The sequence below is a fragment of the Paraburkholderia sp. GAS42 genome (genome assembly GCF_050436565.1).
In the GTDB taxonomy this organism is placed as follows: Bacteria; Pseudomonadota; Gammaproteobacteria; order Burkholderiales; family Burkholderiaceae; genus Paraburkholderia.
The window spans coordinates 38,528-64,278 of record NZ_JBNDML010000032.1; the positions used below are offsets into that span (position 1 = coordinate 38,528).

29 protein-coding genes and 1 pseudogene are annotated in these 25,751 nt (G+C 63.0%); 10 read left to right on the top strand and 20 right to left on the bottom strand.

The annotated features are described in order from the left end of the window. The first annotated feature begins 24 nt into the window (after window positions 1-24). Window positions 25-1,539 carry a mannose-1-phosphate guanylyltransferase/mannose-6-phosphate isomerase gene (locus P3T16_RS31955; RefSeq protein ID WP_429345266.1) on the top strand — a complete coding sequence of 505 codons (1,515 nt, stop codon included), beginning with the start codon at window positions 25-27 and terminating at the stop codon, window positions 1,537-1,539. A gap of 67 nt (window positions 1,540-1,606) precedes the next feature. Here the strand turns inward: P3T16_RS31955 and P3T16_RS31960 are convergent, their stop codons facing one another. Both P3T16_RS31960 and P3T16_RS31965 read right to left on the bottom strand, forming a co-directional pair. Continuing rightward, window positions 1,607-2,749: a transposase gene (locus P3T16_RS31960; RefSeq protein WP_429345267.1), complete on the bottom strand. Its 1,143-nt coding sequence runs from the start codon at window positions 2,747-2,749 to the stop codon at window positions 1,607-1,609. A gap of 381 nt (window positions 2,750-3,130) precedes the next feature. Next, entirely contained in the window at window positions 3,131-3,427 is a 297-nt protein-coding gene (locus P3T16_RS31965) for a YciI-like protein (protein ID WP_429345268.1), read from the bottom strand. 250 nt (window positions 3,428-3,677) lie between these two features. Here P3T16_RS31965 and P3T16_RS31970 point away from each other — a divergent pair, with 250 nt between their 5' ends. The 3 genes from P3T16_RS31970 to P3T16_RS31980 all read left to right on the top strand — a co-directional run bounded on the left by P3T16_RS31970 (window position 3,678) and on the right by P3T16_RS31980 (window position 5,686). Continuing rightward, window positions 3,678-3,977: a PsiF family protein gene (locus tag P3T16_RS31970; RefSeq protein ID WP_429256360.1), complete on the top strand. Its 300-nt coding sequence runs from the start codon at window positions 3,678-3,680 to the stop codon at window positions 3,975-3,977. A 301-nt stretch (window positions 3,978-4,278) separates the two neighbouring features. Beyond that, window positions 4,279-4,728, top strand: a complete 450-nt coding sequence (locus P3T16_RS31975) for a hypothetical protein (protein ID WP_429256361.1) — start codon at window positions 4,279-4,281, stop codon at window positions 4,726-4,728. A gap of 370 nt (window positions 4,729-5,098) precedes the next feature. Then, window positions 5,099-5,686 carry a BPSL1445 family SYLF domain-containing lipoprotein gene (locus P3T16_RS31980; protein WP_429345269.1) on the top strand — a complete coding sequence of 196 codons (588 nt, stop codon included), beginning with the start codon at window positions 5,099-5,101 and terminating at the stop codon, window positions 5,684-5,686. A 68-nt stretch (window positions 5,687-5,754) separates the two neighbouring features. Here the strand turns inward: P3T16_RS31980 and P3T16_RS31985 are convergent, their stop codons facing one another. The 11 genes from P3T16_RS31985 to mltG form a co-directional block, all read right to left on the bottom strand. Continuing rightward, the gene (locus P3T16_RS31985; protein WP_429256363.1) at window positions 5,755-6,825 is read right to left on the bottom strand and encodes a glycosyltransferase family 4 protein; all 1,071 of its coding nucleotides are present in this window, start codon (window positions 6,823-6,825) and stop codon (window positions 5,755-5,757) included. A 258-nt stretch (window positions 6,826-7,083) separates the two neighbouring features. Next, on the bottom strand, window positions 7,084-8,247 hold the full coding sequence (locus P3T16_RS31990) for an AAA family ATPase (protein WP_429345270.1): 1,164 nt from the start codon (window positions 8,245-8,247) through the stop codon (window positions 7,084-7,086). Between the two features lie 31 nt (window positions 8,248-8,278). Continuing rightward, window positions 8,279-9,688, bottom strand: a complete 1,410-nt coding sequence (gene otsA / locus P3T16_RS31995; RefSeq protein WP_429256365.1) for an alpha,alpha-trehalose-phosphate synthase (UDP-forming) — start codon at window positions 9,686-9,688, stop codon at window positions 8,279-8,281. Window positions 9,689-9,706: 18 nt separating this feature from the next. Further along, the gene (locus P3T16_RS32000) at window positions 9,707-10,114 is read right to left on the bottom strand and encodes a hypothetical protein (RefSeq protein WP_429345271.1); all 408 of its coding nucleotides are present in this window, start codon (window positions 10,112-10,114) and stop codon (window positions 9,707-9,709) included. Window positions 10,115-10,256: 142 nt separating this feature from the next. After that, window positions 10,257-10,613, bottom strand: coding sequence for a Rap1a/Tai family immunity protein (locus tag P3T16_RS32005; protein ID WP_429256367.1), 357 nt, complete (start codon window positions 10,611-10,613; stop codon window positions 10,257-10,259). A gap of 116 nt (window positions 10,614-10,729) precedes the next feature. Beyond that, the gene (locus tag P3T16_RS32010) at window positions 10,730-11,503 is read right to left on the bottom strand and encodes an ankyrin repeat domain-containing protein (protein WP_429345285.1); all 774 of its coding nucleotides are present in this window, start codon (window positions 11,501-11,503) and stop codon (window positions 10,730-10,732) included. Between the two features lie 58 nt (window positions 11,504-11,561). Then, the gene (locus P3T16_RS32015; RefSeq protein ID WP_429345272.1) at window positions 11,562-12,353 is read right to left on the bottom strand and encodes a TatD family hydrolase; all 792 of its coding nucleotides are present in this window, start codon (window positions 12,351-12,353) and stop codon (window positions 11,562-11,564) included. 51 nt (window positions 12,354-12,404) lie between these two features. Further along, a complete protein-coding gene (locus P3T16_RS32020; protein ID WP_429345273.1) occupies window positions 12,405-12,911 on the bottom strand; it encodes an N-acetyltransferase family protein in 507 nt (168 codons plus the stop codon). Window positions 12,912-12,967: 56 nt separating this feature from the next. Continuing rightward, window positions 12,968-14,008, bottom strand: coding sequence for a DNA polymerase III subunit delta' (locus P3T16_RS32025; RefSeq protein ID WP_429345274.1), 1,041 nt, complete (start codon window positions 14,006-14,008; stop codon window positions 12,968-12,970). Window positions 14,009-14,103: 95 nt separating this feature from the next. Then, window positions 14,104-14,724, bottom strand: a complete 621-nt coding sequence (gene tmk / locus P3T16_RS32030) for a dTMP kinase (RefSeq protein WP_429256371.1) — start codon at window positions 14,722-14,724, stop codon at window positions 14,104-14,106. Continuing rightward, window positions 14,724-15,734 carry an endolytic transglycosylase MltG gene (gene mltG, locus P3T16_RS32035; protein WP_429345275.1) on the bottom strand — a complete coding sequence of 337 codons (1,011 nt, stop codon included), beginning with the start codon at window positions 15,732-15,734 and terminating at the stop codon, window positions 14,724-14,726. The genes tmk and mltG overlap by 1 nt, the downstream gene beginning before the upstream one ends. Window positions 15,735-15,813: 79 nt before the next feature. Between mltG and P3T16_RS32040 the strand changes: the two genes are divergently transcribed. Both P3T16_RS32040 and P3T16_RS32045 read left to right on the top strand, forming a co-directional pair. Beyond that, complete coding sequence (locus P3T16_RS32040) at window positions 15,814-16,890, top strand: YgfZ/GcvT domain-containing protein (protein WP_429345276.1); 1,077 nt, start codon at window positions 15,814-15,816, stop codon at window positions 16,888-16,890. 57 nt (window positions 16,891-16,947) lie between these two features. Next, window positions 16,948-17,784: an NRDE family protein gene (locus P3T16_RS32045; RefSeq protein ID WP_429256375.1), complete on the top strand. Its 837-nt coding sequence runs from the start codon at window positions 16,948-16,950 to the stop codon at window positions 17,782-17,784. 34 nt (window positions 17,785-17,818) lie between these two features. Here P3T16_RS32045 and P3T16_RS32050 read toward each other — a convergent pair whose 3' ends face one another. The 7 genes from P3T16_RS32050 to P3T16_RS32080 all read right to left on the bottom strand — a co-directional run bounded on the left by P3T16_RS32050 (window position 17,819) and on the right by P3T16_RS32080 (window position 23,425). Further along, the gene (locus P3T16_RS32050) at window positions 17,819-18,805 is read right to left on the bottom strand and encodes an alpha/beta hydrolase (RefSeq protein WP_429345277.1); all 987 of its coding nucleotides are present in this window, start codon (window positions 18,803-18,805) and stop codon (window positions 17,819-17,821) included. A gap of 92 nt (window positions 18,806-18,897) precedes the next feature. After that, window positions 18,898-19,767 (bottom strand): SDR family oxidoreductase, encoded by an 870-nt coding sequence (locus P3T16_RS32055; protein WP_429256377.1) that lies wholly within the window; start codon window positions 19,765-19,767, stop codon window positions 18,898-18,900. 105 nt (window positions 19,768-19,872) lie between these two features. Beyond that, on the bottom strand, window positions 19,873-20,871 hold the full coding sequence (locus tag P3T16_RS32060) for an NADP-dependent oxidoreductase (RefSeq protein WP_429345278.1): 999 nt from the start codon (window positions 20,869-20,871) through the stop codon (window positions 19,873-19,875). A gap of 62 nt (window positions 20,872-20,933) precedes the next feature. Continuing rightward, a complete protein-coding gene (locus P3T16_RS32065; protein WP_429345279.1) occupies window positions 20,934-21,434 on the bottom strand; it encodes a PaaI family thioesterase in 501 nt (166 codons plus the stop codon). A gap of 9 nt (window positions 21,435-21,443) precedes the next feature. Beyond that, complete coding sequence (locus P3T16_RS32070) at window positions 21,444-21,746, bottom strand: Dabb family protein (RefSeq protein ID WP_429256380.1); 303 nt, start codon at window positions 21,744-21,746, stop codon at window positions 21,444-21,446. Window positions 21,747-21,852: 106 nt separating this feature from the next. After that, window positions 21,853-22,878, bottom strand: coding sequence for a glycosyltransferase family 2 protein (locus P3T16_RS32075; protein WP_429345280.1), 1,026 nt, complete (start codon window positions 22,876-22,878; stop codon window positions 21,853-21,855). Window positions 22,879-23,245: 367 nt separating this feature from the next. Further along, window positions 23,246-23,425, bottom strand: coding sequence for a hypothetical protein (locus P3T16_RS32080; protein WP_429256382.1), 180 nt, complete (start codon window positions 23,423-23,425; stop codon window positions 23,246-23,248). 339 nt (window positions 23,426-23,764) lie between these two features. On the opposite strand from P3T16_RS32080, the gene P3T16_RS32085 reads away from it, so the two are divergent. The 4 genes and pseudogenes from P3T16_RS32085 to P3T16_RS32100 form a co-directional block, all read left to right on the top strand. Further along, entirely contained in the window at window positions 23,765-24,019 is a 255-nt protein-coding gene (locus P3T16_RS32085; RefSeq protein WP_429345281.1) for a BufA1 family periplasmic bufferin-type metallophore, read from the top strand. Window positions 24,020-24,174: 155 nt separating this feature from the next. Further along, a complete protein-coding gene (locus P3T16_RS32090) occupies window positions 24,175-24,765 on the top strand; it encodes a DUF692 domain-containing protein (RefSeq protein ID WP_429345286.1) in 591 nt (196 codons plus the stop codon). A gap of 6 nt (window positions 24,766-24,771) precedes the next feature. After that, complete coding sequence (locus P3T16_RS32095) at window positions 24,772-25,170, top strand: DNA-binding domain-containing protein (RefSeq protein ID WP_429345282.1); 399 nt, start codon at window positions 24,772-24,774, stop codon at window positions 25,168-25,170. Window positions 25,171-25,291: 121 nt separating this feature from the next. Continuing rightward, window positions 25,292-25,751, top strand: a pseudogene (locus P3T16_RS32100) (hypothetical protein); the annotation flags it as partial.

A 25,751-nucleotide genomic window follows, 5' to 3' on the forward strand; every position in this document is an offset into this window, starting at 1 on the left:
GATCCAGCCTTGAGGAGCACTCGCATGACAGCGCATATCGCAGCGCCCGACGTCGACATTCGGTCTTCAATCGCCGCCACCGTGAAGCTTAAAGTTCATCCCGTGATTCTGGCCGGCGGGTCCGGCACCCGGTTGTGGCCGATGTCGCGCGAGCAGCATCCCAAGCAGCTGATCGACCTGCTTGGCGACGAATCGCTGCTGCAGTCCACCACGCGCCGTCTCGATGCGCTCGATGCGGGCTACCCCGTTGCGGACCAGCTGGTCGTGGTCAGCAACGAGGAGCATCGCTTCACGACCGCGGAACAGTTGCGCGTGAGCGGCAAGGCGGCCAGGCTGATCCTCGAACCGGCTGGCCGCGATACCGCGCCGGCGCTGACAATCGCCGCGCTGTCGATCATTGCCGATGATCAGGATGGCTTGATGGTTGTCATGCCCGCCGACCATGCGGTGGCGGACGTCGCGCGCTTTCACGCGAGCGTGAGCGCTGGTGTGCAGCAGGCCGCGCTGGGTCACATCGTGACGATGGGCATCGTGCCGACGCGCGCGGAAACGGGCTACGGCTATATCCGCATCGGCGAACCCGCGCCGGACGCCGGGACGTCGGATGCGCGGCGGCTCGACCGCTTCGTTGAAAAGCCGCATCTCGAACTGGCGCAACGCTACGTGAGTTCCGGCGAGTACTGGTGGAACAGCGGCATCTTCATCATGCGCGCATCGACGTGGGTCCGCGCGATCAAGCACTTCCAGCCGGCGATTTATTCGGCGTGCGCGCAGGCCTTCGCGGGCGGCAAGACTGACGGCGACTTTTTCCGTCTGCAACGCGAAGCGTTTTGCGCATCGCCGTCGAATTCGATCGACTACGCGGTCATGGAAAGACTCAACACCGACGAATCGGTGTGCGCGGGTATCGTCGTGCCGCTCGACGCGGGCTGGTCGGATGTCGGTTCATGGGATGCGATCTGGCAGATCCTGCCGAAAGATGCCGACGATAACGTCGGACGGGGTCACGTGATGTTCGAAGGCGCGGCATCGACGTTCGCGCATTCGGAAGGCCGGTTGATCGCGTGCGTCGGCACGCAGGATCTCGTCGTCGTGGAAACGGCGGATGCGATCCTCGTCGCGGATCGCTCGCGTGTGCAGGATGTGAAGAAGGTCGTCGGCCGCATTCGCACCGAAAACGGCCCTGAGGCCGCGAACCATCGCAAGGTTCACCGTCCGTGGGGCTACTACGATTCGGTCGACACGGGCGAACGCTTCCAGGTGAAACGCATCGTGGTGAAACCGGGCGCGCGCCTGTCGCTGCAGATGCATCATCACCGCGCGGAACACTGGATCGTCGTTCGCGGCACCGCGCTCGTCACGCGGGGTGAAGAGCGGTTCATCGTGTCCGAAAACGAGTCAGCCTATATCCCGTTGGGTGTCACCCACCGCCTCGAGAATCCCGGCAAGATGCCGCTCGAGATCATCGAAGTACAGTCCGGTTCGTATCTCGGCGAAGACGACATCGTGCGCTTCGACGACACCTACGGACGTCAGTGAAGTGACAGTGATGTGTGTTGTCAGCCCGTGGGTCGGTCAAGCTACCGGCCGCGGGTGTCTCCTGCGTTCATCCCGCGTGGAAGATGAATTCGGTGGTCGATGCGAAACGGTCGCGATCGGTAGTGCTATCGGACGCGCCTTCCGGATAACGGCGAAGCGGCATCCGGCGCGCGTTCACACCCGCTTGCGCGGCGGCGTGCACACTCGCCGGACTGACTGTCACAGGTTGCGAAGCGGTCGGTGCAAGCGAAGGTGCTGAAGCGGTTGCCAAAGCAGGCACAGGCGCAGGCACAGAAGCGTGGGCAGGACGCGGTGCAGGCATCGGTCGCGACACAGGACGCAGCGACCCGGCATGCAGCGCAGCATCGTGCGCGGCCGCGACCAGCGTGCGTTCGTCACGGTCGATCCATTGCTGCGCCCAGTCGAGCGCGTACTGCTCCGCGGCTTCAGGTGTCTCGAAGCGCGGCCCGACGAGGCCGGAACGCTCGACGCGTTTGCCGTCCTTCATGATCTCCGCCCATGCACGGTACATGTCGCTCTGCACCGCCTGCGCCATCACGTAGATGACGTAGCCACGCCGGTCCGCGAACTGCGTCCCTTGCGACGAGAGCCCCATCCACAGCGCGCCGCGACTGCCATCGTCGTCCTGCGAGGCCAGCCCATAATGGGCCAACGCCTCACCATGCTGGACGGCCGCCGTTTTTTGGGCGCTCGCCGGTACGTCGTCGACCGGACCCGACAGTTGCCGGGTGATCTCGGCGAATGGATCGACGGGACGCGGGTCGTGCGTGACATCATGCGGTGCCTGCCACGATTCGGGGCTCTTCCAGAACACACCGCGCACGCCTTCATCGTCGCGCGCCGAAGGCGTGGCGACAGTGTCCGCTACGCGTTGCGGCGCAACGGGCATCGAAGGTTCCGGAATGTACGCGAACCGGCGACCGGTCTGCGACAGACGCTCGATCATCTCGGCCAGCGTGCCGTTCAACTGCCACTCTTCGAAGCGGCGACGGCATGTCGGCCCCGAGGGATAACGGCCAGGAAGTTTGGACCACGGTTCGCCGGTGGTCAGGATCCACAGCACCGCGTTTGCAACGATGCGCGGTTCGGCGCGAGGACGGCCGCGTCGGTTAAGACGGACAGCCGGTTCATCGGAAACGAGCGCAGAAAGTAGCGCCCATTCGTCATTGTTTAGCTCATCGAAAAACATGCGTTTCTCCACGCAGCACGGCCAGCTGCGGCTTTGGACAAGCACAGATTTCTTGTTTCGCGACCTGTGTCATGCCCCCGGTTGCACAATATGCTTATACGTTTTTGGGGCGTTTAGGGGAAACCGCACAGCCTTAGTGCGGAGAATCCCGTTAGCGACGCACAAAACGTGGTCTCACTCGTGCATCGGAGAATTTGTGCACAAAGCATACCATCACCAGGGTTTGCATGAATATGCACGAGACAAGTGTTACGGATGGAAACAATCTTGTCCTTTTTGCTGCGTTGTTTAGCCCGCTGTCGTCACTGAACTGTCGTGAATTGCAGCGTCAAAAATCGACGATGATGCGCAATGATTCGTTGCATCCGCACGCAAATGCGTCTAACGCACAGGTGTCGTCGCATGTTCTCCGACGACCGTTGTCCATTGCCGCACGCGCCAGTGTGTAACCAGCCCGGCCCGCACATAAGGATCCGATGTGGCGAATGCTTCGGCAATCGCGGGTGAGTCCGCTTCGAACAGCAGGATGGCGCCGTCGACAGGATCGGCGAGCGCGCCCGCGAGCAGCAGTTCGCCGCGTTCTACCGCGGCCCACGCGTACTTCAGATGTTCCGCGCGGTAGTCGCCGCGCCGCGCGAGATAGTCCGCCGATACGTCGTACATCAACAGATAGTGCATGGTCCAGCCTCCATGTTTGCCTGGGGATGTGTCGATGGTAAGGCATCGCGCGATGCCGCCGTGGTGTTGCCTGACAGGCGCCGCATCGCGTGATGTCAGGGAAGAACCTTACGGCCGGGCTGTCAACCAGATTATGGTTTTATCCGTTTTGACGGACAGCTTTGCCATAATGGTGTCAGTGATGGGCCATGGATCTTTCGATGCCCGCTCGCACGACCACCAACAACGTTCAACAACGATGGAGTGTCCCATGAAGATCCAGTCCGCTATCGCTGCGCTCGTCCTTGGCGGCATGCTCGCCTCGCCCCTCGCTTTCGCCGACAACAGCCAGCAGTCGAAGATGACCGCCTGCAACAAGCAGGCAGGCGACAAGAAAGGCGATGATCGCAAGGCATTCATGAAGAGCTGTCTGTCGGCCAGCGCGCCGGTCGCGGCTTCCGCTCCGATGACCCAGCAGCAGAAGATGACCGCCTGCAACACCCAGGCAACCGGCAAGAAAGGCGACGACCGCAAGGCATTCATGAAGGACTGCCTCAGCAACAAGGGTTGAGCGTTGCGCCTCGCTTCAGCAGTCAGCATGTAGTCGCTTTTCGTAGCATCGCGTTATACCTGCATGCCGCGCACGGCGATCCGGCGCGGCATGCAGCTCCTGCTCTCCGCTCTCTTCTCCCCGCTTTCCGCGTTCGCTTCGCTTCCTTCGTCTTCCGTTCGCCCGCGCTTCTGACCTGTGTTCGCCGCTGTGTGCCGTTTTCTTCTATGATGACTGCGGAGACGGCCCCAGTACCCACAAACATAAGCAGCAGGGCCGCCATCTTGTCGTTGATGCCGAAGAGCATTGAACGGAGGCAAGAATGGTTGGGAGACACAAGAACCGCTGGCTAAGGCGCTGGCTCGTCGTCATCGTCTTCTGGGCGGTGCCGGTGGCGATCGTCGCCGTCAACGAGATCCGCGAGGAGATGGCGTACAACGCCGTCGACCTCAACACGGCACTCACGACCTGGCAGTTCACCGATGCACAACGTGCCGCCGGCGCCCCCGCGCACTGTCACGGCAATCCCGACGACGCGCGCGCCGCCGGCTGTCCCGCCGACGTGCTCGCCGCCAACGCGCCACGCCAGCAGGAAGCCATCGACGAATACGCCGTGCGCAAGAGCACGCTCGCAGGCTACCTGTGGCACGCGTTCGTCGGTTACTGGGTGGTGCCGGCCGCCACGCTCTTCGTGATCGGCGCGGTGATCGGCGGCATCCGGCGCGCGCTGCGCCGCCCTCAACCACCCGTCAAGGGAACCGCCAACCATTGACGTCCGGGTCCGGTTCCGGATTGCGGCTTTCGGGCAACACTTTTCGATCGTCGCTGGCCGTCAACCAATCCGCTGAAAAGCGGCAAAAATGACCGGAAGCCGCTGAACTTCCCCTGTGCCTCACAAAAGGCAGACGGGTCCTGAAGTGGGGATCGGCATCGCGCCGGATGTGGTCCAGATGGATAGATTTTTCGCTGCCGACGATCGGTCATATTTACAACGCCACTTTCATAATCGCCCGCAAAGCGCCGCCACATAAGGGTTTTCGCGATTCTACCAGCGCGCTCTTTTGATCCCCGTGTGATATAACTGAAGTTGCAATCCGACTCACGATCAGGTCGCATCCAGGAACCACGATGGGAGAAAAACGATGCAAAGACGAAACTTCATTTTGAAGATTACCGCCGCGCTCGCTTTCGGAAGCCTTGCACTCACGGGCTGTACCACCACAGGAGACAAGCCGGATTCGGCTGCTACCAGCGCGTCGAAGAAGCAGGCGATCGACGCCAGCGTCGACGGCACCATTTCGCGCCTCTATTCCACGGTCCCGGGTTCGCGTGAGCTCGTATCGAAGGCCCGCGGCATCCTGGTGTTCCCCTCTGTGATCCAGGCGGGCTTCATTGTCGGCGGCCAGTATGGTGAAGGCGCGCTGCGCGTGGGCGGGGCAACTGCGGGCTACTACAGCACGGTTTCGGGTTCGTTCGGTCTGACGGCCGGCGGCCAGTCGAAGTCAATCATCTTCCTGTTCATGACACAGGATTCGCTCGACAAATTCCGCAATTCGGATGGCTGGTCGGTAGGCGGCGACGCTTCGGTCGCGCTCGTGAAAATCGGCGCGAACGGCTCGATCGATACAACGACCGCCACGGCGCCCGTCGAAGTGTTTGTGATGACCAATGCCGGATTGATGGGCGACATTTCGATCGCCGGTACGAAGGTGACGCGGCTGAAGATCTAGTTGTACCTGCCTGTGCCATGCCCCGGCAATGCGCCGGGGCATGCGCATCTGCTACATCACACGTCCAGTCACGAACTCGACGACGTGTCGATCACCTTGAAGCGCGACCGCTTCTGCGCACGAATCACTGACTGGTACGCGTCGACATACTGCTGCGCCATCCGGTGCGACGTGAAGCGCTCTTCGAAGCGTTGCCGCACGCCAGCACGCGGCAGCTTGTGCAGACGGTTCACCGCGGCCACCGCGCCGATCTCGTCCTCGACGATAAAGCCCGATACGCCGTCGTCCAGCACTTCCGGCACCGAGCCGCGATTGAACGCGATGACCGGCGTGCCGCATGCCATCGCTTCGATCATCACGAGACCAAACGGCTCCGGCCAGTCGATCGGGAACAGCAGCGCATGCGCGCCCGACAGGAAGCTGGCTTTCTCTCCGTCCGCGATTTCGCCGATGAATTCAACATGTGGTTGCGCGAGCAACGGCTTGATGTCGCGCTCGAAATACTCGCGGTCGGCAGCATCGACCTTCGCGGCGATGCGAATCTGCATGCCACAGCGGCCGGCGATACGGATCGCGGTGTCGACACGCTTTTCAGGCGAAATGCGTCCGAGAAACGCGAGGTATTTCTGTTCGACCGGTTGTGGCGTGTAAAGCTTTTCCGGCAGACCGTGATACACGGTGGTCAGCCACTTCGCCTGCGGCAGCGGCGCGCGTTGTGCGTCCGAGATCGAGATCACCGGCGCGGTGTTGAACGTGTCGAACACCGGCTGCTGCTCGGGCAGATCGAGACGACCATGCATCGTCGTCACGAACGGCGTTTCCTGGCGCTTGAACACCGAAAACGAGTAGTAATCCATGTGGAAATGGAGCACGTCGAACTCGTCGGCCTGACGGCGAACCAGTTCCATCAGCAACATGTGCGGTGCGATGCGATCGCGGATGCCCGGATCGAGGCGCAGTGCGCGCGGCCATACCGCTTCGAGCTTCGCGCTCGTGACCGAGTCGCCGCTCGCAAACAGCGTGACGTCATGACCGAGTTCGACGAGCGCCTCGGTGATATACGACACAACGCGCTCAGTGCCGCCATATAGCTTTGGCGGGACCGATTCGGTGAGGGGGGCGATCTGCGCAATTCTCATTATGAATGTCTCCTGAAACGGGCCGGTGGCGGGCCGGAAAGCGGGGCCGAAAGCGAACCGGGCACCTGCAGCCGCGGACGTCGGCGGCGCCCGAGTATGCCAGCGCGCACCCATGTAATCAATGTAATCGTTGGCGTGAACAGGCTGATTATTGGGCATTTCGCGCCTGAAAACCGCTGGTATTTCAATTGCTGGGCGCTGTTACAGTCGCGAAACATTCACTCCGGCGGCCGCCTGGCCCCTGAAGGAAGGCCGCCCTCAGCGGGCCGGCCACTTCCACGCGGGCAGGTCGAGGTCGTCTTCGCCGGCGATGCGGGTCGCGCCGAGCTGCTTGTCGAGCACGATCGACTGGCTCCCCGCTTCGCGTTCCAGCGATGCAATCAACCGCGCCGCGTGCGACACCACCAGCACCTGCGAATGCGCCGACGCACGCGCGATCAACCGGCCAAGCGCGGGCAGCAGGTCGGGATGCAGGCTCGTTTCCGGTTCGTTCAACACCAGCAACGCCGGCGGACGCGGCGTCAACAGCGCCGCGACCAGCAGCAGATAACGCAGCGTGCCATCGGAGAGCTCCGCGCCCTTCAGCGGCCGCAACAGGCCCTGCTGGTGCATCGTCACTTCGAAGCGCCCGTCGTGATGCGTGATCGTGATGCGCGAGCCCGGAAAGGCATCGTCGATGGACCGATCCAGCGCGGCGGCGTCGCCGATTTCGCGGATCGTCTGCAACGCGGCGGCGAGATCGGCGCCATCGTCGCCGAGCACCGGCGTGTGCGTGCCGATCTGCGGCAAACGCACGGGCGATTCGACGTCGGTACGGAAATGGTCGTAGAAGCGCCACGAGCGGATCTGCTCGCGCACCGCGAGCATTTCTGGCGCGCTTCGCGGATCGGCGAATTCGGTCATCATGCTGTCGAAGCTCGCGACCGTCTGCGGCAGCGTCTGCCATTCGCCGTCGTCATCACGCGTGCGGATCGTCGCGCCATGACGGTCGACCAGCAACGCTGACGGCCGCAACACCGGCCCTCCCCAGATGCATTCGCGCTTGATCACCGGATCGAGCGAGAACTGCGTCTGACCGGGTATCGGCAGACCGAGATCAATCGCGTAGCCGAACTCATCGCCAGCAAAGCCGAGCCGCAGGCTCACCGGCTCCTTGCGTCGCGTGCCCTCCACGGCCTGCTCGCCCGCGAGCATCGCGCGTGAGAAGCGCTCAGGGCCGGCCCAGAGCGTCGATTGCAGACCGCCTTCGCGTGCGAGCGATGGAATCACGCCGCCGCGTGCGGTCACCGCGAGCAGACGCAGCGCGCGGTACACACTCGACTTGCCGCTGCCATTCGGCCCGGTGACGACATTCAATCTGCCGAGCGGCACGATCAGTTCGCGCAGCGACCGGTAACCGGCGATGGCGAGCGCCGTCAGCATGGCAATGCGCGTTGTGCGTTCAAGCCGCGCATCACTTCTTCGACCTGCGCGTGGCCTCGCTGGCCGGCACAGTGCGCAGATCGCGCAGGAACGAATCGCGCCAGACGCCGAGATCGTTCTTGCGCAATGCGGCCATGTTTATCTCATGACGACCCTTGCGTTCATCCAGGGGCATGCCGAGCGCCCGTTGCAACGCCTCGCACATGCCGACCGAATCGTGCGGATTGACGATCACCGCGCCCGTCAGCTCAGCCGCTGCGCCTGCGAACATCGACAACACGAGCACGCCTGGATCATCCGGGTTCTGCGCAGCGACGTATTCCTTCGCGACGAGATTCATGCCGTCGTGCAACGGCGTGACGAACCCGACCTGCGACTCGCGAAACAGCGACATCAGCTTCCAGCGGTCGTACTGCTGGTTCAGATAACGGATCGGCGTGTAGTCGAGCCCGGAATAGCGGCCGTTGATGCGCCCTGCTTCGTATTCGAGATCCTGGCGGATCTGCTGATACGTCGCGACATCGGAACGCGTGGGCGGTGCAATCTGCACGAGCGTGACGTTGCCGCGCCATTCGGGCGAGCGCTCCAGCAACTGCTCGAACGACCTGAAGCGTTCGACAAGCCCCTTCGAATAATCGAGCCGGTCGACGCTCATGATGAGCTTGCGTCCTTCGAGACTCTGCTTCAGGTCGAGCACATGCTGACGGCTTTCATAGCGTTTCGCCTGCTCCGCGATTTCGTCGGGGAACACGCCGATCCGGTACACGCCCGTGCGCAGCTTGCGGCCAAATGCTTCGACGCGATTGCCATCGGTCACGCTGCCCCGTGCATGGCGCGTGATGTAGTCGTGAAACGCGAGTTCGTCGGTGTCGGTCTGAAAACCCAGCAGGTCGTAGCAGCACAGCGACTTCACGAGCTCTTCGTGCGGCGGAATGTTGAGCAGGATCTGCGGCGAGGGAAACGGAATGTGCAGAAAGAAGCCGATGCGGTTCGTCACGCCCTCGGAGCGCAACGCTTCGGCGAACGGAATCAGATGGTAGTCATGAACCCAGATGATGTCGTCGGGTTGAAGCAGCTTGATGAGCTTGTGCGCGAGCCATGAATTGACGCGCCGGTACCCCGCATATTCTTCGCGCTCGTAGCGCGCGAGATCGTTGCGATAGTGGAAAACCGGCCACAGTGTCGCGTTCGAAAAACCGCGGTAGTACTGGTCGTAATCCTTGCGCGTGAGGCCAGCGGTCGCGAACGTCACCGCGCCCTCGGTTTCGAGCGTCGGGCCCGCATTGGCGACGGTTTCGCTCACCACGTCGCCGCTCCAGCCGAACCACACGCCGCCTGCGTCCTTGAGTGCGCCGAATACGCCGACAGCCAGTCCGCCTGCCGAACCCTTCGTTTCAGTCGGCGTGGCCACGCGATTCGATACGACGATCAAACGGCCCATATGTACTGTCCTCCCTGTTCATGCGGCGCCCGAAACCGCGCCGTCTGTCCGGTCCAGTTCACTTCGACCGCTTCGATGCCCGATCGGTTGCAGCCACTTTATGGCTTCGTCTGACCCGGCGTCTTGCGATCGACGTGCCCGGAGATTGTCGGCGGTATCGGTCACGATGAAACGGAGCGTGTCGGGTGCCTGCCAGAACGTGAACTCGAGCGCGAGCACGATCAGCACGCCGAGCGCCGGTTTGTCGATATGGCGAAGCAGGACACTTGTGACCGGATACGGCCGCGCGATCCGCCAGACGATGCGCGTGCCGGTCCAGTAGATCGCGAAAGCCAGCAATGCAGCAACCGCGATGACGATCAGCGCGCCGGGCCAACGACCGAGCGGTGCATCGGCACGATCCCGCAGGTTGTCGATCGTTACCATGAGTGGCATTTTCCGCGTTGGGTTGCGGGGAAAGCTGCCGGATTCGACATACGTCGCGGGCGGCGCCGTCAGGCATGAGGCGCGCGGCCCGTGAGCTCAGGCGACAGTCACTCGGGACGCGGGCGGAACCTCAAACGAAAACTCAGCCGCCTGTCTTGCAGGGAAACGCCTTGCCGAGCCCGAGCGAAATCGCGGTGCTCGCGTTATAGCCGGCGACCATCGGATTTTCCGCGATGTATTTGCGCACGGCGTCCGTCAGCTGCGCCGAGCGGGCATCCTGCGGTAAACAGAAATACTGGCCGACGCGCGGGCCGGTCGTGCCGCCGATCGCATCGATGGTGTTGAAGACGCCGTCCGCCGCGCCTTCGATGTACGCCGCGCACGCGCTTCGCGATGCCACATCAGTCTTCGTGCACAGCTTGTTGAGGTCGCCTCCCGTGAATGCGGCTGCCGACAATGGTACGGCCAGCGCGCTTGCGCAAATCAAAACCCGCAGCATGGTATCCCTTTTATGTGAGCGGTTTGAGGAGCAGCATCAAGCGATCCAGTCGTGGCTGGCCGCTTCGAACCAGCGCGGCACCGGCCGCCGCGCCAAGGCTGCTATTTTGCACTGTTTTACTGCGCCGCTGGGGCGCTCGCGGGGTGCTGCTTCTGCATCTGCTCCATGCGCGCCGTCAATCCCTTGATGGTGTCCGGCTCCTTGTACTGCTTCGCGAAGTCGAGCGCGTTCAGACCGATCTGGTTCTTCACGTTGATGTCTGCGCCGGCGTCGAGCAGCAGTCTGGCCGTCGAGACGTGACCGCCGCGCGCCGCCATCATCAGCGGCGTGGTGCCGTTCGGCGAGCCGGCGTCGATATAGGCCGAGTACTTGAGCAGCAACGTGACGATGTCGTCATTGCCGTTCGCGGCCGCGTAGTGCAGCGGCGTCCAGCCCTTTTTGTTGACCTCGGCGCCCTTGGCGATCAGCAGCTTCACGAAGTCCATGTCGCCGTTCAGCGCGGCCAGCATCATCGCGTTTTCGCCGGCCTTGTCGACAATTTCGACGTTGGTCTTCGGATTGTCGACGAGCGCCTGACCCACCTGGTCCGACTTCTCACGTGCGGCGAGCACCAGCAGCGGCATGCCCTGGTCGTCGGTCATGTTCGGGTCCATGCCCTGCGACAACAACTTGTTCACTTCCTTCACGTCGTCGAACTTGACGGCCTTGATCATCGAATCGGCCGGGGCGGCCTGAACCGGCAGCGCGACAAGCGCCGCGCAGGCAAGGCCGCCCGCCAGCGCGAGGCGCGCCACGCCGCGCCGCACAGCGGCGTGCGCGCGGTGAGCTGTTGCGACGTTCGTGATATTCGCGCTCGGGTTTAATTTCGTCGAAGACTGGGTCGGAATCATTTTCATATATTACTTTAGGAAACTTCCCTATCCATTTGATCTGTATGTATTTTATGCGTCATGTGGATGCCGTTTCGGGAATCCTGAACAGACGGAAAAAATTCTGTGTCGTCGCGGCGGCGAGTTCGGCTTCAGCCATCTCGCGTTGCTGCGCGATGAAGCGTCCGACATAACTTACGTACGCAGGTTCATTAGGCTTGCCGCGATACGGCACAGGCGCGAGGTACGGCGAGTCGGTTTCGATCAGCAGACGATCGAGCGGCACACGGCGCGCCACGTCCTGGACCTCGGTTGCGCTCTTGAACGTGACGATGCCCGACAGCGACACGTAAAAATTCTGCGCGAGCGCCTTTTCGGCCACGTGCCACGACTCCGTGAAGCAGTGCATCACGCCACCTGGCACGCCCGCGCGCTCCTCTTCCATGATGCGCAGCGCGTCTTCCCACGACGAGCGCGTGTGGATGATGAGCGGCTTCATCGTCGCATGCGCGGCGCGGATGTGCGTGCGAAAACGCTCGCGCTGCCATTCCATGTCAGCGATCGAGCGCCCTTCGAGACGGTAATAGTCGAGACCCGTCTCGCCGATCGCGACCACCTTTGGGTGCGCCGCCAGTTCGACCAGTTCGGCGACGGTCGGCTCGCGCATGTCCTCGTGATCCGGATGCACGCCCACCGACGCGTAGACGTTGTCGTACGAACGCGCGATCTCCAGCACCGAAGGCAGCGTCTCCAGATCGACTGAGACACACAGCGCGTGCGTCACCGAATGCGAGCGCATGTTCTCGAGCACCTGCGGCAGGCGGTCGGCGAGTCCTTCGAAATTGATGTGGCAGTGCGAGTCGACAAACATGGTGGTGTCCTGCGGGTTTGACGGATTGACGCGGCGTTGAAGCGGTTTCGCTCAGGCCGCGTGATCGAGCCGGCGGCCGAGAATCACGAGATCGCGCTCGACGCCGTCCAGCACGGCGACGCGCGGCAGCGTGCCCCAGTCGGTGAAGCCAAAGCTGTGGAAAAGCCGCATGCTGGGCTCATTGTGGCCGAACACAAAGCCGAGCAAGGTATCGATCTTCAGCGCCGGCGCGGCTTCCAGCGCGGCGGCCAGCAGCAGCTTGCCGAGGCCTTTGCCACGGGCGGCTTCGTCCAGATAAATACTGACCTCAGCGGTGCGCGAATAGGCAGGACGGCCGTAGAAGTCCGAAAAGCTCAGCCACGCGATCACGCGACCGCCTTCCTCGACCACCCAAAGCGGCCGCGCGTTCGGCCCGTGCGCGTGAAACCAGGCCTGACGGCTCTCGATACTCACCGGCTCCAGATCGGCCGTGACCTGGCGCGACGGCACGGTCGAGTTGTAGATGGCGACGATGGCGGGCAGATCGTCGGGCGTCGCGTCGCGGTACTGAAGGCTCATGGTTCTGGCGGCTTCGAATCGAGGGAAGAGCAGTCTGATTGACTGGGTGAATACGACTACGCAAACAGATCGCGATAGCCAAGAAAGAGTTCTTCGAACACGAGGCGCGCGTTTAGCGGATGGTTTTCAACGGCGCGCTGCCGCGTGACAGTCCGCTGAAACCGTGCGAAGGCGTTCGCGTCGACCGCTCCGGCGCACCGCGCGAGCGCCGCCGAGGCGGCCGGGAAATAGCGCGGCGCGCCTGCCGTGCGCTCTGCCAGCAGATCGTACAGCCAGCGCTGCAGCCAGCCCAGCACGAGCGGCACGGGCAGCTTCTGCAGCGTCTCGCCGCACGCGAAGGCGTCGCAGTTCGGGCCCGCGGCCAGTTGCTTGAGCGTCCAGTCGCGCAGCGCACGGCTGTCGTCGCTTGCGAGCGCCAGCGCGGTGAGCGGCGCGCCGCCGGCTTCGGCGAGCAGCGCGGGGGCATCGTCGACGCCCTGCCCGGCGAGCCATGCCGCCGCGATGTCCGGCGCGGGCGTGGTCATGGGCCACTGGCGGCAGCGGCTGATGATCGTCGGCAGCAGGCGGTCGACGCGCGCCGAGACCATCAGGAACACCACGCCAGCGGGCGGTTCTTCGAGCGTCTTCAGCAAGGCATTGGCTGCGGCGACGTTCAGCGCCTCGGCCGGATACAGCACGACCACGCGCGCACCGCCGCGATGCGAGCCGACGCCCACGAAGTCCAGCAGCGCCCGCACCTGTTCGATCTTGATTTCCTTGCTGGGCGTGCGGGTCTTTTTGCCGTCGTCAGCGTCGGCTTTTTCGGGCTTTGCCTCGTCAGAAGCGGCAGCCGCGAAGCCAGATTCGGCAGCCAGCGCTTCGGGCAACACGATCCGGTAGTCCGGGTGATTGCCCTGGGTGAGCCAGTTGCACGCGACGCACGTGCCACACGGCTCGCCATTCGCGAGCGGGGCTTCGCATAGCAGGCCTTGCGCCAGATGCTGCGCGAAGCGCAGCTTGCCGATGCCGCCTTGCCCGTGAAGCAGCAGCGCATGCGGCCAGTGCGCGCGCAGCTGTTGCAGGCGGTTCCAGTCATCGGTTTGCCACGGATAGATCATGGTTTGTCTTTTGATTCAGTCAGTTGAATTCGATTCTTCATGCAGCCTGCGAGACGTTTTGACTCAATATAATACGACGTTATATATATTTAAATTCAAAGGCTTGCGATCAATTCTTCAAGCTGGATCTGAATTTTTGGGATGCTCTGCGTGGAGTCGATCACGGCGAAACGGTATGGCGCTTCTTCTACGCGACGCAGGTATTCGGCGCGCGTGCGGTTGAAAAAAGCATCCGATTCGCTTTCGAAACGGTCCGGCTCGCGCGCCGCGCTGCGGCGCTCGCTGGCAGTGTCGGCCGGAATATCGAACAGGACGGTCAGATCCGGCTGGAAACCGCCCTGCACCCAGCGTTCCAGCGTTTCGAGCTTGTCGCGCGGCAGGCCGCGGCCACCGCCCTGATAGGCGAAAGTCGCGTCGGTGAAACGGTCGGACAGCACCCAGTCGCCGCGCGCGAGCGTCGGTTCGATCACTTCGGCCAGATGTTCGCGGCGCGCGGCGAACATCAGGAGCGCCTCGGTTTCGAGATCCATCGGCTGATGCAGCAGGATGTCGCGCAGCGACTCGCCGAGCTTCGTGCCGCCCGGCTCGCGGGTCATGACGACTGCGCGCCCGCTCGCGGCGACCTTCTCCGCCAGCCGGTCGCGAAACCAGGCGAGGTGCGTCGTCTTGCCGGCGCCGTCGATGCCTTCGAACGTGATGAATTTGCCCCGCGCCATCATTGACCCCGGATGTATTTGTCGACGGCCTTGTTGTGGGCGTCGAGCGTGTCAGAAAAGATGCTGCTGCCGTCGCCGCGCGACACGAAGTACAGCGCCGTAGTTTGCGCCGGGTTCATCGCGGCCTGCAAAGACGCGACACCGGGCAGCGCGATCGGCGTCGGCGGCAGGCCCATGCGCGTGTAGGTATTGTAAGGAGTGTCGGTCTGCAAATCCCGTTTCTTCAGGCGACCGGCGTAGTTCTCGCCGAGGCCGTAGATCACCGTCGGATCGGTCTGCAACGGCATGCCGACCTTGAGCCGGTTCGCGAACACCGCCGCCACCATCGGCCGGTCGGACGCCTTGCCGGTTTCCTTTTCGATGATCGACGCCATCGTCAATGCGTCATACGGCGTCTTGTACGGCAGATCGGCTGAACGTGTGCTCCAGGCCTCATCGAGCCGCAGCTTCATCAGACGGTACGCGCGGCGGTACACCTCGAGGTCGCTCGCATTTTTGTCGAACAGGTACGTGTCGGGGAAAAAGAGACCTTCGCCGTTGCCAATGGTGGCTTCAGGTGCGCCGATTGCCTTCAGCAGGTCGCCGTCGCTCATGCCTGCGGTGTCGTGCGTCAGGGCCGGATTTGCGTCGATTTCTGCGCGCATGTGGTGGAACGTCCAGCCTTCGATGATCGTCGCGACGTATTCGTTGACGTCGCCGCGCGCGATCTTTTGCAGCACCTCGTACGGGGTGACGCCGGCCTTGAACTCGTAATTGCCCGATTTCAGCTGGCTCTGCAGACCCAGCACACGCGTCATCAGCACGAAGAGTTCAGGCTCGACCGGCACGCCGCCCCTGTTCAGCTGGCCGGTGACGCTGCGCAGGCTGCTATGTGGCTTGATCGTGACGTCGAGCTGCGGCGTGCTGAGATCGATCGGTGTGGTGGCCCAGTGATATCCGCCGGCGATTGCGGCTGCAACCAGCGCAATGAGGATGACGCCGGCGATGAGACATTTCTTCAGAAGGGACATGCGAAACATGGCTGGGGTGGACCCCATATAATACTTGCTTGCCTAAGCTAAAGTCAGAATTGACTTCGACCGCGAATCCATGAATGCACCGCTCGCCCCCGCGCCAGGTACGCCTGTAACGGCTTCCGCCGCTTCTGTTGCGCCTGCCGCTTCCCCTGCACCTGTTTCGTTTCCGCGTCCTGACGCGGCCGATTTCGATGCCGTGCTCACGCGCGGCGCGTTCATGCCGCTCACGCAGTTCGGCGTGATCGACGCCACCGGCGACGACGCTGCCACGTTCCTGCACAGCCAGCTCACCAACGATACGCAACATCTCGACGCCGCGAACGCGCGCCTGTCCGGCTATTGCTCGCCGAAGGGCCGCCTGCTCGCATCGTTCCTGACGTGGCGCTGCGGCGAAGCCGTGCGCCTGCTGATTTCGCGCGATATCCAGCCGGCCGTGCAGAAGCGGCTCTCGATGTTCGTGCTGCGCGCGAAGGCGAAACTTGTCGACGCCACCGCGGAACTCGCCGTGATCGGCTTTGCCGGCGATGTGCGCCCGGCGCTGTCGCACGTGTTCGACGCGATTCCGGATGGCGTTCACGTGAAAATCGACGGGCAACTGGGCTCGCTGATCCACGTGCCCGACGCCGCCGGACGGCTGCGCTATCTGTGGGTCGGCCCGAAGGCTGAAGTCGAGGCGCGCCTGCCCGCGCTCGAAGGCAAGCTCGCGCGCGTGTCGCCGGCCGTGTGGGACTGGCTCGACATCCGCGCCGGCGAGCCGCGGATCACGCAGCCGGTCGTCGAACAGTTCGTGCCGCAGATGGTCAATTTCGATGTGCTCGGCGGCGTCAATTTCCGCAAGGGCTGCTATCCGGGCCAGGAAGTCGTTGCGCGCAGCCAGTATCGCGGCACGATCAAGCGTCGTACGTCGCTCGCGAACGTGGCCGGTGAGCTGGCGACGGTCGCGCCGGGCGTCGAACTGTTCCATTCGGACGATCCGGGCCAGCCGTGCGGGATGGTCGTGAACGCCGCCTCGGCGCCGGAAGGCGGCGTCGATGTGCTGGTCGAGATCAAGCTCGCGGCGCTCGAAGGCGGCTCGGCGCATCTCGGCGCCGCCGACGGCCCGGCACTTACCTTCCTGCCGTTGCCCTATTCGCTGCCGACCGAGATCTGACGCGTTGGCCGCCCACCTCCGTTCGTCCCGCCTGACGGGGCTGAAGGCGACGCGCTCATGTGCCTGATCGTCTTTGACTGGCGGCCGGACGCGTCGACGGGCGCGCTGTTCACGCTCGCCGCGAATCGCGACGAGTTCCTTCGCCGTACCGCCGATCCGATGCACTGGTGGGCCGACGCGCCCGGCCTGCTGGCGGGACGCGATCTGGTTGGCGGCGGCACGTGGCTCGGCGTCACGCGCGACGGGCGATTCGCCGCGCTCACCAACTATCGCGCGCCGCATGAGATGCGGCCCGATGCGCCGACGCGCGGCACCCTGGTCAGCGGCTGGCTTTCAGGCGAACGCGATGAGAATCTGGCACCGCTCGATTATCTGCAGCAGGTCGCGCGAACCGGCGATATCTATAACGGCTTCAATCTGCTGATCGGCGACTTCTCGCGACGCGAACTCGGCTGGTATTGCAACCGTTCGGACGCTGCACCCGTGTTGCTCGAAGCCGGCACGCACGGCATTTCGAACGCGGTGCTCGATACGCGCTGGCCGAAGCTCGTGAAGAAGCGCGCTGAGCTGGCCGCGTTAGTGCAGAACGAAGCGGCGCCGACGCTCACGCAGTTGATCGGGATGATGCGCGACCCGCGTCTCGCCCGCGACGACGAACTGCCTTCGACAGGCATTCCCCTCGAACGTGAACGTGCGCTTTCAGCGGCGTTTATCGACACGCCTGAGTACGGCACACGTGGGACGACAGCACTGCGGGTGGTCGTGGAAGAGAAGGCGTTGAAGGTCAGTATCACCGAGCGCAGCGACGACAACGGCTCGCATCGCGTCACGCGACCGGGAGATTTCGAGCGCGCCTATACGTTCGACATCGCAGCGTTCGACATCGCAACCTGACGCGCCTCCGCTCGCGCTGACGTCTGACGCTGGATCAGTCCACTCCGAACGCATGCCGTAACGCCGAAGCGGCATCGGCATGCGCCTCTGCCACATCAGGCACAAACCCGCCCATCTTGAAGAACTCGTGGATCATGCCCGCGTAGCATTTCAGCGTGACCACGTTACCTGCCGCGCGTAGTTTGTCCGCATAGGCCGCGCCCTCATCGCTGAGCGGATCGTATTCAGCCGTCGCGATCCACGCTGGCGCCACGCCGTGAAAATCCGGCGCGCTACGCGAGCCGTCGGGACGCTCATCTCCCGCATGTCCATCGAGCGGCGCAAAACGCCAGTCATGACGATCGGCTGCATCGCGAATGTATTGTTCGAAGAACCACTGGATCGTCTCGCCCGACAGCAGAAAACCATCCGCAAGCCGCGCATGCGAAGCGGTCTGCTGATGGCCGGTCGTGCCAGGATAGATCAGCAGTTGCAGCGCGAGCCGGATACCTGCATCGCGCGCCAGCACTGCACAGACCGTCGCAAGCGTGCCGCCCGCGCTATCGCCACCGACGGCGAGGCGATCCGGATCGATGCCATATACAGCCGCATTGGCGTGCAGCCACATGAGCGCATCGAAAGCGTCGTTCACGGCGGTCGGGAATTTATGCTCCGGTGCGAGCCGGTAATCGACCGACAACACGACGCATTGCCCATCGCGCGCGAACATCCGGCACAGCGCGTCGTGTGTATCGACGCTGCCGACCGTAAAGCCGCCGCCATGAAAATAAACCAGCGCCGGCGCGAGTTCGGCCCATCCCGGCTCGACCGGATAGTAGAGCCGCGCGCGAATCGACGCGCCGTCGCGAGCCGGGACGGCGACCTCTTCGACGCCGTACATCGGCGCGCTCGCGATCTCGAGAATCGGCGCGCTCTTTTCATAGGACGCGCGCGCCTGTTGCGGCGTGAGATCGTGATACGCGGGGCGCTTCGCCTTCGCGACCATCTCGAGCATCTGCTCGATCTTGGGATTCAGCGGCATCGGACTTCAATGCGACGCGCACGCGCCGCTCGCAGGGAATGAGCGCCGTATGATGCCACGAAGCCGCCACTCAACGCCTGTCGCCTCGATGGTCAATCCGCGGTCTTCACTTCCGGCTTCAGCGACAGAGGATCGGTCGGATTGCGCTGCTGCTCGATATCTTCGTGACGCAACCGCACGGTGTCGAGAATGCCCGGATGCGTCAGGACGTAGAAGCGGCCGGCTTTGATCGCGTCGAACGTCATATCGGCGACATCGGCCGCCGTGCGTTTGCCCGACTGCACCGCGCGATGCAACTGCTTGCCCGCGGCGAGTTGCGAACGCGTCGGCGCGGCGTCGTTGCGCAGCGTGTCAGGACGCGCACGCTCCGCGTCGGCGATGCCGGTCGGCACGAACGCCGGACACAGCAGCGAGCATCCAACCTGCCCGCCCACGAGCTTGAGGTCGTGATACAGCGTCTCCGTGAGCGACACAACCGCGTGCTTCGACGCGTTGTACACGCCCATCGAAGGCGGCGACAGCAGCCCCGCCACCGAAGCCGTGTTGACGATATGCGCCGGCTCGTCCTGGCGCAGCATGATCGGCGTGAAGACGCGCACGCCGTGCGCCACGCCCATCACATTGACGTTGAAGACCCACGCCCAGTCGTTCGCGCTGCTCTCCCACAGAAAGCCGCCGGCGCCGACGCCCGCATTGTTGAACAGCAGGTGGACCTTGCCGAACGCGTCGAGTGCCGCAAGCGCAAGTGCTTCGACCTGCGCGGGATCGGATACATCGGTGCGTACGCCGATCGCGTCGGCGCCGCTGGCGCGCAGTGCATCGACCGTTTGCGTCAGCGCGTTTTCATCGACATCGGCAAGCACGAGCTTCATGCCGAGTGCCGCGCCCTTCTCCGCAAACGCGCGGCCGAACCCGCTCGCCGCGCCCGTGATCACGGCGACCTTGCCGTCGAACTGGAACATCGTGTCTCCTTTCTTTTTATCGTGCGGGTGTGCGTTGTGGTGGACGTTCTGGCGGACCGCCCCGCGATCCGGAGATCCGACGATGCGCCCGCCCTCGACGCACCGTCAGATCAGCTTGACGATCTGCTTACCGAAGTTCTTTCCCTTCAGCATGCCGAGAAACGCTTCCGGCGCGCTCTCGAGTCCCTGTGCAACGCTCTCGCGGTACTGCAGCTTTTTCTGCGCGACGAGCGTGCCGAGTTGTGTGAGCGCTTCCGGCCACACTTCCATATGCTCGCTGACGATAAAGCCCTGCACGAGCAGGCGCTGCGTAAGCAGCAGCGCCGGCTGTTTGAGCGGCAACGGCTGTGCGTCGTAGCCGGCGATCATGCCGCACAGCGCGATGCGCCCGAACGCATTCATGCGCGCGAGCGTCGCGTCGAGCACTTCGCCGCCGACGTTCTCGAAGTAACCGTCGACGCCGTCAGGCGTGACCGCTTTCAGATCCTTGTACAGATTGCCGGCCTTGTAATCGACGCACGCATCGAATCCCAGCGTCTCGACCACATAGCGGCACTTCTCCTCGCCGCCCGCAATGCCGACCGCGCGGCAACCCGCGAGCTTCGCCAGTTGCCCGACCACACTGCCGACCGCCCCGCTCGCCGCGCTCACGACCACCGTCTCGCCGGCCTTCGGCGCAATGATCCTGTTGAGGCCATACCAGGCTGTCACGCCCGGCATCCCGACCGGGCCGAGATACGCGGAGAGCGGCACATGTGTGGTGTCGACCTTCTGGATACCCTTGCCGTCCGACGTCCCGAACTCCTGCCAGCCGAACATGCCGACTACCTTGTCGCCCACCGAAAACTTCGGATTCTTCGACTCCACCACTTCGCCCACCGTGCCGCCGATCATCACTTCGTCGAGCGGCTGCGGTTGTGCGTACGATTTGCTCTCGTTCATGCGCCCGCGCATGTACGGATCGAGCGACAGATAGTGATTGCGCACGCGGACTTCGCCATCCGCGAGCGGTTTCAGCGGCGTTTCGACGAGCCTGAAATTGTCCGCGCTCGCGGCGCCTTGTGGACGCGAGGCGAGCAGGATCTGACGATTGACTTGGGTCATGAGATTGTCTCCGGTATGGTTATGTGGGTTTGACCGCGCCTGTGCTTGATGATGCGCCCTGGTCAGCCGTCGCTTGGGCCGGGCGTTGCAGTTGGATCGCTGCGCAGGCGTTGCTGCTTCACGTCGCGACCGACCGCGAGACGGCGCATGTACTTGAACGTGCCGAGTGCTTTCGCGACGAAGTGACCTTCGGTATCGCGGATCTCGCCTTCGCAGTAGGCCATCGTCGTGGAGCGGTGCAGCACGCGGCCGGTGGCGCGCAATTCGCCGCGGCCCGGCTGCATGAAGTTGACCTTCATCTCGACGGTGACGACGCCAACGCCATCACCCGCGACACTGCGCGCGGCCATCGCCAGCGCGACATCGGCGAGCGTCATCGTGACGCCGCCGTGCGCGACGTCCCAGGTATTCAGCAACTGCGGTTGAAGCGGCAACACGACCTCGCTGACGCCATCCACGGCCGAGATCAGCTTCGCGCCGAGATGGTCGATGAACGGGCTTTCGACCATCGGCATGGATTGCGCGTGCGCTTTGCTGCCGGCGGGTTTGTGCGCGTCAGTCATCGCGGCGCGTCACAGTTCGAAATCGACGCATTGACGCGCTTCACGCACCGCGCCGACGAAGCCCTTGAGTGCTTCGTGCGTCGGATGGACCTGATAGGCATCGAGTGCGGCCTTGTCGGCGAAATCGGAAATGAGCACGACGTCATATGTCGATTCGAGACCCGGCTTCGCGATGCCGACTTCCAGATGCAGGATGCCCGGCACGATGTCGCGGCAACCTTCGAGTTTCTGCTTGAGTTTGACCGCGTTTTCCTCGCGACTGGCGCCCTCGGCCGATTCCTTCAGTTTCCACATCACGATATGACGGATCACGGTTTCACCTTGCCTGAGTTGAAACCATCAAGCCTATCAAATTAACGGGCTGTCCTGGTCCCAATCTCGCGCGATCAAACCGTGAAAGGCGCCGTGAAGCACGAACTCATTCGATGCTGACCCGGAACACCGTGGCGTGCACGTCTTTCAGCAATGCGCGACGTCCGAGGCCACCGTGATTCAACGACCCGTACGCCCCGGATACGAACAGCCGAGCGACCGTTCCCGCGCGGCTGACGGTCGATGTTGCCGTGCAGTACAGATCGGCGCGACGGCGCAACCGTTCGCCGAGCGCGCGATAGTAGTCCACCGCGGCGGCCGCACGCTTGCGCACCGGCAACGGCGCGGTGCGCGACACCTGAAGCATCTTGTCAGCGCGACCGAACGCAGCGGTCGCCATTCTTCGGTAATGCGTTGCGCCCGCTGCCTTCGTCATTTCGACTTTTTCGCCGACATCACGATCGGGCGCCACGCCGCAACTGTTGGCGCCGTGCTGGCGGTAGAGCACGAGCGGGTCGTCGATCGCCGATATCTTGCCGAGCGAGGTCGCCACGAACCACGCCCATGTATCGTGCGACATCGCAAAGCCCGGATCGATCGGATGTTCCGGCCGGTCGCGCCAGTCGATGTAGTCGTAGATCGAGTGACGCACGACCGTCGACATGCCGAACAGCACGTACCATGGGTTCGTCGTCAGCGGATCGTAGATGCCGCGGTACGACCAGTGGCTGGCCGTGTTGTCGTCGCGCACGTTCAGGTCACCGTCGACGACTTTCACGCCATGCACCACGAGCATCACGTCCGGGTCCACGAACTCCTCGGCAACGCGTTCGAGCTTGTTGTCGGCCCAGATGTCGTCCTGATCGCAGAACGCGACGAAATCGCCTTCACACAGCGAGATCGCCTTGAAAAAATTCTCGTGAAAGCCAAGCCGCTGTTCGTTGCGCACGACACGCACCGGAAACGGCACACCGCGCGCGAACTCGAACGCGATATCGGCAGTGCCGCTGTCCGGACTGTCATCGGTAATCACGAGTTCGTAAGGAAGCAGGGTCTGGCGAGCGATGCTGTCCAGCTGCTCGCGCAGAAAGCGTTCACCCTTGTAGGCGGCCATCGCGATCGAAATTTTCATGGCAGGTCCGTTTCGTAAGGGTCGAATGGAAAAGCGAGCGTGCAATTTCTCCACTTTGATGGCCGCCAGCCTAGCAGCCCTGCCGAAAACGTAATTCTGTAGAAATTAAAAAAAAATTCAGAGGTTGCGGACATGCAGGCGGAAGGTCTAGCGGTGCGCGCAGGAATTTCCGGTTGATTTGCGGTCGGTAAGTTCGTCGAACCACGCATCTATGCGAGCGCGGCCAGCCTGCCGAGCTTTCTGACACGTTGCTGACCTACAGGCATTCAAATTTTCGGATTGCCCGGCGGAAAACTGGGGGCGGTGGCGATGCGGCTCACCTCCCCAGAAGTCGTCTGGCAACCGCCATCTCGGTCCTTCAAGCCTGCTAGCGACGCCCGCTGCGGCCCCACACGTAGCGCACCCAGCGCTGCCACCGGCTCCGCGGCGTGCGCGTAGCCTGCGCTTCCCGGTCGCGCTCGACGCTCTTCTGCACCTGATCGTGGATCTGGCGAAACGTCAAGCCTCCGGGGCCTTTCAGTTTGTCGGGATCGGGGTTGTCTGTCATGGGAATAGCTTATTCCTGATGAGTCGACTTGATCTTGATCCATATGGGGAGTCGCGGCAAGCATGCGGAGGCGGTCTACCGCCTGGTTTGCTTCGGTCGACCGGGGAACAGATCGGCTCAGATCGAGGATCAGGTCCCACGCGCAAACCTTTCGATCAGCGATGCGCTCGAATGCTCTTGCAAAAAAATTGCAGCGAGCTCGGCCAGACGACTGCAGAATGACTCAAGCCACGCTGTAACCGCTCAGCGCTTGCGGCGAAGGGATACCTGAGCAACCCGCGCGCGGGGCTCCACGAAACTTGCGGCAACCCCATGCCGCCCTAACCCTGGAGACGCGAGATGAAATCGAATCTCAGCCGGCGAGCCCTGATTGCCGTTGCGCTCGCTGGCGTTGTCACGACGGGCATCAACGCCGCTCATGCAGAAGACAATGTGCGGTGCTTCGGTATCGCCAAGGCCGGCCAGAACGACTGCGCGAGCAAGACCGGCGTACACAGCTGCGCAGGCGAGTCGAAAGTCGACAACGATAAGGGCGATTTCAAGAACGTGCCGAAGGGAACCTGCAAAAAGATGGGGGGCACCGTCGAACGCTGACACTCGCCACGTCCCAATGCATTACGAATTCAAGTCATGGCACCGATGAACACCACGACGCCTGCCTCCCGCGCGCTATCTGGAGTCGGCATTGGATTGCGTCACGCGTATTACTCTGACTTTCTCACCATGGTGCCGGCGGTCGAGTCGAGCGGATCAAGCCCGCAGTCGTCTCCGAGCATTTATGCTGGGGAGCGACATCGGCCGGTCATCTGAACGACCTGCTGCCGATGCCGCTGACCGATGCCGCACTGGATCAGCTCAGCGCACGAGTCAGCGAAGTGCAGGAGGTGATCGGCCGGCCGATCCTGCTTGAAAACGTTTCGACATATGTCCGGTTCCTCGACGACGACTACGGTGAGACGGCGTTCCTTGCAGAACTGGTGCGCCGCACGGGATGTGGCGTGCTGCTCGATGTCAACAATCTGTATGTGAACCAGTGCAATCACGGCGAAGACGCGATTGCCGCGATGGACGAATTGCCGCCCGGCATGGTCGGCGAGATCCATCTGGCAGGTCACCGCGTGACCGACGTCGCTGTCATCGATGATCATGGCTCACGCGTCGCGCCTGCCGTCTGGACGCTCTATGAATACGCGCTGCGCCGCTTTGGCGAGGTGCCGACGATGATCGAATGGGACACTGCTATGCCACCATTAAGCGTGCTGCTCGACGAAGCACAGCTCGCACGCAATCTGCAGGCATCGGTGCGCCCTGTCACCGAACAACAGGTGACACCCCGGTGAAAACGAATGATGTCCAGGCAGCTTGAATTGCTCCAGCAAACCTTCGCCAGCGCGCTCCTCGACGCGGAACACGAACGGCCACTGCTCGAACGTGTAAAGCCTGTGCCGCCGACAGCCGGATTGGGGTCAGCACAGGTCAATGCGGGTGTGTGGCCGGGGACGCAGACCCATATCGCTGTCGGTTCCGATTTCGGCGACCACTTACGCCGGCGCATCGGGCTCTACCGTGGCAACGTACGCGCCCACTGGCGCGCGGCGCTTGCGAATGCCTACCCCGTGTTGCTGGCGCTCGTCGGCGGCGACTATTTCGAGGGGCTGTCGCATGCGTACGCTTGTGCGCATCCGTCGCACAGCGGCGACCTCAATCGCTTCGGCGAAGCATTGCCGACCTTCATCGATCGTTAAGAGCAGAACCCGCGCTTCCGGTATTTCGCTGATGTAGCGCAGCTTGAATGGTCGCTGCACGTCGCCCACTTCGCCGCCGACGTCACATCATTCACACCACAACAATGGCTCGATATCGGTCATGAGCGCCTGCTCGACGCGCGGTTTCGTGCATCCGGCATGCACGGCGATCGCCTCCCGCTATGCGGTCGCCGACATCTGGCTTGCTCATCAGCCAGGCAGAGTCTTTCCGGAGCGCCTGGACGTCCCTACGGGGATGCTCGTTGTGCGTCCACTGTGGCAACCTACGATACTGGTTCAGTCTGCCGCCGCCCATGCGGCTTTCATTGCGATGCAGCTTGGCAAGTCACTCAACGAAGCACTCGACGCGGCATTTGCGCTCGATCCCGAGTTCGATTTCACCTCGCAATGGCAAAAGTGGATCTCAGCTGCGGCGATTGCCAGTCCAGTCATAAGTACGGGAGAACCTCGCGTCCTGCTGCCAACTCTCTCAAGAAACCCGGCAGAAAAGATCGGTTCTCAGGGAATCGGCGCGTTTGGCTGGAGCTGGAATCCGAGGGCGGAAGCACGTCGCCGGAGGG